The following is a 4,832-nucleotide window of genomic DNA, read 5'->3' on the forward strand; positions in this document are numbered from 1 at the left end:
CTTCGCGCTAGGTGAACCCAGCGCGAAGTGTCTCCGAGAGAGCGTCACATGGGAGCTAGAGGTGTCTCTAAGCTTCCTCTTCTTCCGGCGCAGGCGCTGGCGCGAGGCGCTTCAGGGTTTCGGGGTCAAAGTGAGTCTTGGCTTGGGCCAAGTTGTACTTTATCTGCATCGTCAGCCACGTTTCCGGGTCCCCGCCAAGAACGTAACTGAGGCGGAGAGCCATATCACCGCTCAGTTCAGCCTTTTCGTTGATGACACGGCTCACGGACGAGACAGCAACCCCCATGGCCGAAGCAAGGTCGGTCATGGTCAGCCCTTGGGGCTCCATGAGGCGACGACGAATGATCCCGCCCGGATGGCGGGCAAGAGCGAAGGACATGATTGGGAGCTCCTAGGTTATCCTTGCGCTTTGCGCAATACGCAAGGATAGGGAAAAAAGAAAACCTCTCTATTGACAAGAGGTTACGCTTCTGCTACGCTACGCCGTTGGCGTTGGCTCGTTTTTGAACCACGGAGAAGCTAGTAAATAATTACTTAGACGCGGGCATTATAGGCACTCAGTTCCTTTCCCTCAAGGAATTTTGCAAGAATTGAAGCCTTGAAAGCCTTACAAACTCAGCCTCTCCGGGTAGGGCCAGCGCCAACTGACCCTAAATCCATATGAGGTATGAGGTATGAGGTATGATTGATAACAAGAGTTTCAAGAACACCCCAGGCGGGAAGGCCCTGAAGAAGCTGTTCCAGGGCGATTTGTCCAAGGTCCCTCCCGACCAGGTAGATACACTGAGTGATTACCTGTCGATCCTTGATGCTGAGCAGACTCTGGATCTGATTAAGGTCTTGGGTGCGGACTACCACCCCTGGAAGGGACAGGGCAGGGGAACCGATAGGGTTCACTCGGTCTCTGTGAGTGGTAACTACCGTCTTCTGTTCCAGTTCGACAAGGCGCGGGGCTACTTCTTCAATCTGGACTACTGCGATCCCCACTGACGGTCCAACCTGCGACCCGAAGTCACGAAGGCCGCCCTAGAGGCGGCTTTTTTCACGCCTGCTTTGTTCTAGGATGCGCAGTGCAGCATCCTCGTAGCTCTCCCCAGCCCTAGCCTGGTGTTCGATGGTTGACCTGGGGATGCCGTAGAGCGCCCCTGATCTGTTTTGAGGCGCCGCTCCAGCCTTCGCCCTGTTAGATCCTTTGCGCAGCTTCTGCGAACCTTCCAGAGGCTTCTCGCCGAAGGTGAAAACGAAGTGGGACACTCGCCGCCCTGTCTTGCGCTGATCCCATTTCACCCATAGCGGGCTGTGCTCGTTGACCTGCTCGACGGCGGGCACGACCACCCAGCGCTTGAAATCCTTGATGGCAGGATACTTCCCCTCCAGCTGAAATGCCTCTCGCAGCCACTCCACGGATACCTCACGCTGACCGGTTTCGCGCCACTGGCAGAGCAGCTCATAGAGCCGGATGGCGTGAGCGCTGTCCATGCGGGCCACGTCGGTCAGAGCGTAGCGGGTGAATTGCTCCGTGAGTTGTGAGAGGTAGGGCACCATGGGTTGGCTGAAGCGAAGGGCTATCGTGCCTTGATCCTTCTGGTAGACGACCTCCTGCACCCAGCGTGTCAGCCTGACCTGGGCCGCGCCCTGCCCATTCGGAGCTTCATGCAACGTCACTTCCCGGCGGAACAGGCGCTCTGATGCGGCTTTGAGGTGTTGGTAGGCGCGGTCGACACTCACATCGGCATCCTGGGCTATCTGCTGGGCGCTGACCGTGTAGAGCCGCTGGTCTGTCAGTGGTTCATCCCGCCGTACCTGGGCGATGCACCCCAGGATGATCCGCTGCTCGTAGACACTGAGCCGGTAGGACGCTTCGATTAAAGCATTGCTCTTGTAGACCAGCGGTGTACTCAAAGGTATCTCCATTAAGGGAGTATTTTATAATTCCTCCCTTAATACCACCTATCCCTCCCCCTTACAACTACCTATCCCTCCCCTTTTTACCACCTATCCCTCCCCTTTTTACCACCTATCCCTCCCCTTTTTGCGTTATTTTCTCTTTATTATCAATAATATACATAGCCTAAAAGGGGAAAAGGGGAAAAGGTACAGAAAAGAGCGTATACGCGCTCGCCTACCCTCCGCTCCGCTCCGCCCCCGCTGACGCGGGCCTGATGACGGCGCGCCAGAGGCGCGGCATAGGCGCTTTCGAGCCGCTTCGCGGCTGCGCGCCTAGGTGTAGTGGGCGGCTCCGCCGCATAACCCAGTGCAGATCCGCAATGAACCCCCTGTTCAGCAGGGCGGTGGGCTGACGCCCACCAAACCCTGTTTAGCATGCCGCTTTGCGGCATAAACACCAGCTTCCGGTGCGGTCGGATCTCCGATCCGATTGCACCAGAAGCCGACAAGTGGAACTCGTCCTCTTCGATAGGAGTGGTGTGCTACGATGAGATATAGATCGAATTAGGCTTATAAGCCAGCCTACCCTGTCTGACAAAATCGCTGACGCTCTTTGTCGACAGGGGCTGGTGAGGGGCGCTGCCCCTTCAATCCCCGATACCTCAACCCTGGAGCCATTGGCATGACTCAACGCCTCACCCGGAGGGTGACGCTACGGCTTCCCGACGACACTGCCGCCGACTGGAAGCGGCAGGCGGAGGCCGCCGACCAGTCGGTGAGCGACTGGGTTCGGCAGCGCGTTGACGGTGGCGACGCCGTACAGACTGGCCACCGGCATCACCGTCGACGGCTGCGCACGCTGACCGCTGATCCAGCGCTGTTGCGTCAGCTCGCGGCCACCGGCAGCAACGTCAACCAGATCGCCCGCCGTCTCAACGGCCTCGGGCTCGATACCGGTGACGTTGCCAGCCTGCTTGCCGAACTAGCGGCGATCCAGCGCGAGCTGCACCGGCTTGCTGAGTTGCCCCGGTACTATCCCGACGACCAGGGTGAGGAGGGCGACCCGTGCATATCAAGTTCCTGAGCCACGGCCAGGGCAGTGCCGGCGGCGCCGTGGAGTATCTGCTCCAGGAGCACGACCACAAAGGCGAGGAACGTACCGAGGTCACGGTCCTGCGCGGCGATCCGGGTATGGTCGCCCAGGTCGCCGACGCTAGCACCCACCAGTGGCGCTACACATCGGGCGTCATCGCGTGGTCGCCCGAGGACAACCCTTCTTCCGCCGAGATCGCCCAGGTCCTAGAGGAGTGGGAGAACACGGCCTTTGCCGGGCTGGAGGCCGACCAGTACGCCACCTGCGCCGTCCTGCACCGCGAGGCCAACGGGACGCCACACGTCCACACGCTGACGGCTCGTGTGGAGCTGTCGAGCGGCAAGGCGATGAACATCGCGCCACCAGGGCACGAAAAGACTTTCGACGCCTTGCGCGACGCCTGGAACCACGAGCGGGGGTGGGCACGGCCAGACGATCCCGACCGGGCGCGGTACGTGCAGCCCGGTCACGAGGCTCAGGGCCGTAGCCGGTCCGACCGACACCCCCAAACTAGAGACGAGATCAGCGAGCACATCGAGGCCCTGGCCGCCGAGGGACTCGTGACGAATGCCCAGGAGGTGCGCCAAGAGCTCGCCGAGATCGGCGAGATCACCCGCGCCGGGGCGTCCTACGTCAGCGTGCGCCCGGAGGGCGCCGAGAAAGCCATACGGCTTAGAGGAGAACTGTTCCGCGATGACTGGACCATCGACCAAACCCTTGAGCGAGAAGCTCGCCGAGCGCAGAGCGCAGCAGATGGACGAGCTGGACGACGTGACCCGGAAGCAGCTCAGCGAGCACGAGAAAGGCTTGCAGGCGCTTCTGAGCGACGCGCGGAGTACAACCGAAGCCGTTATCCGGGGGCAGTCCGAACGCCTGACATCGGCGCTCAGCGAGGCAGAGACACAGCAGCGGCAGCAGATCGAGGGCATCGAACAGAGGTTGGCGAGCGCGGCGGCACAGGCCGAGCGCCTGAGCCGAGTGGGCGGTTTGCGGAGTTGGACGCGCCCGGTAGCGATCACGTTAGCCGTGATGCTGGCCGTGGGCGGCGTGACAGCGGGAGGCTTGGCCATAGCCGACCGGCTGATCGACAGCCGGATTCAGCAGCTGGCGACGCTGCGCGACGAGATCCAGCGGGCCGAGAGCCTGCCAAGGCTGGGGGATCACCTGGAGGTCCGCACGATCCAAGGCGAGACGTACCTGGTCGGCGAGGCCTGGAAGGGGCACATGGACGACGGCACGCCAGTGGTGAGCCTGACGAAAACGAAGGACTAAAAAGTGACGGAACTGGAAACCCTGCTCTTGCAGCAGCTCGAGCAGCAGCAGCGCGACTCCGAGAGGCTAGTGAACGGGCTATCCGAGCAGCTCGACAAGCTGCAAATGGCGCTGAACCAGCAGCAGGCCGAGAGCCAGTCACTGCGCCGCGAGCTGGAAGAGAACGATCGCCAGAACGCCGCCGCTCTGGAGCAGCTGACCGGGCGCGTCGAGCGCTTAACGGAGCTTCTGAACGGCTTGGGCACACGGTAGAGCGGGTAGAGACGGCCTATCAGGCATGGCAGGCCCGGCAGCTAGAACGGCAGCGTCAGGATCGTGAGAAGGCCGCCCAGGAGCCGCAGAGTGTGCCCCCTTCCCTTCGTGACGTATGGAGTCAGGAACGGACCCAGGAGCCCCTAAAAGAACCTGATCGGGACGCCTGGAACCGTGGCGGCAATGGTCCGGAGTTAGGCTGATCAGTCCCTTTGGGCTTCGCGCTAGGTGAACCCAGCGCGAAGTGTCTCCGAGAGAGCGTCACATGGGAGCTAGAGGTGTCTCTAAGCTTCCTCTTCTTCCGGCGCAGGCGCTGGCGCGAGGCGCT

At 61.3% G+C, this 4,832-nt stretch carries 6 protein-coding genes; 4 read left to right on the forward strand and 2 right to left on the reverse strand.

What is annotated here, in order from left to right:
• Positions 1 to 67 precede the first annotated feature (67 nt).
• The gene (locus OP495_RS16515) at positions 68 to 379 is read right to left on the reverse strand and encodes a HigA family addiction module antitoxin (protein WP_280570806.1); all 312 of its coding nucleotides are present in this window, start codon (positions 377 to 379) and stop codon (positions 68 to 70) included.
• Between the two features lie 302 nt (positions 380 to 681).
• Here OP495_RS16515 and OP495_RS16520 point away from each other — a divergent pair, with 302 nt between their 5' ends.
• Positions 682 to 990 (forward strand): type II toxin-antitoxin system RelE/ParE family toxin, encoded by a 309-nt coding sequence (locus OP495_RS16520; RefSeq protein WP_280570808.1) that lies wholly within the window; start codon positions 682 to 684, stop codon positions 988 to 990.
• 36 nt (positions 991 to 1,026) lie between these two features.
• On the opposite strand, the gene OP495_RS16525 is transcribed toward OP495_RS16520, so the two are convergent.
• Positions 1,027 to 1,902, reverse strand: a complete 876-nt coding sequence (locus OP495_RS16525; RefSeq protein ID WP_280570809.1) for a replication initiation protein — start codon at positions 1,900 to 1,902, stop codon at positions 1,027 to 1,029.
• Between the two features lie 667 nt (positions 1,903 to 2,569).
• Here OP495_RS16525 and OP495_RS16530 point away from each other — a divergent pair.
• The 3 genes from OP495_RS16530 (at position 2,570) to OP495_RS16540 (ending at position 4,504) form a co-directional block, all read left to right on the forward strand.
• Complete coding sequence (locus tag OP495_RS16530) at positions 2,570 to 2,971, forward strand: MobC family plasmid mobilization relaxosome protein (protein WP_280570811.1); 402 nt, start codon at positions 2,570 to 2,572, stop codon at positions 2,969 to 2,971.
• A gap of 702 nt (positions 2,972 to 3,673) precedes the next feature.
• Positions 3,674 to 4,252 (forward strand): hypothetical protein, encoded by a 579-nt coding sequence (locus OP495_RS16535; protein ID WP_280570812.1) that lies wholly within the window; start codon positions 3,674 to 3,676, stop codon positions 4,250 to 4,252.
• A 3-nt stretch (positions 4,253 to 4,255) separates the two neighbouring features.
• Positions 4,256 to 4,504, forward strand: a complete 249-nt coding sequence (locus OP495_RS16540) for a hypothetical protein (protein WP_280570813.1) — start codon at positions 4,256 to 4,258, stop codon at positions 4,502 to 4,504.
• Positions 4,505 to 4,832: the final 328 nt, after the last annotated feature.

The sequence above is a fragment of the Chromohalobacter sp. 296-RDG genome (assembly GCF_029889885.1).
Classification (GTDB): domain Bacteria; phylum Pseudomonadota; class Gammaproteobacteria; order Pseudomonadales; family Halomonadaceae; genus Chromohalobacter.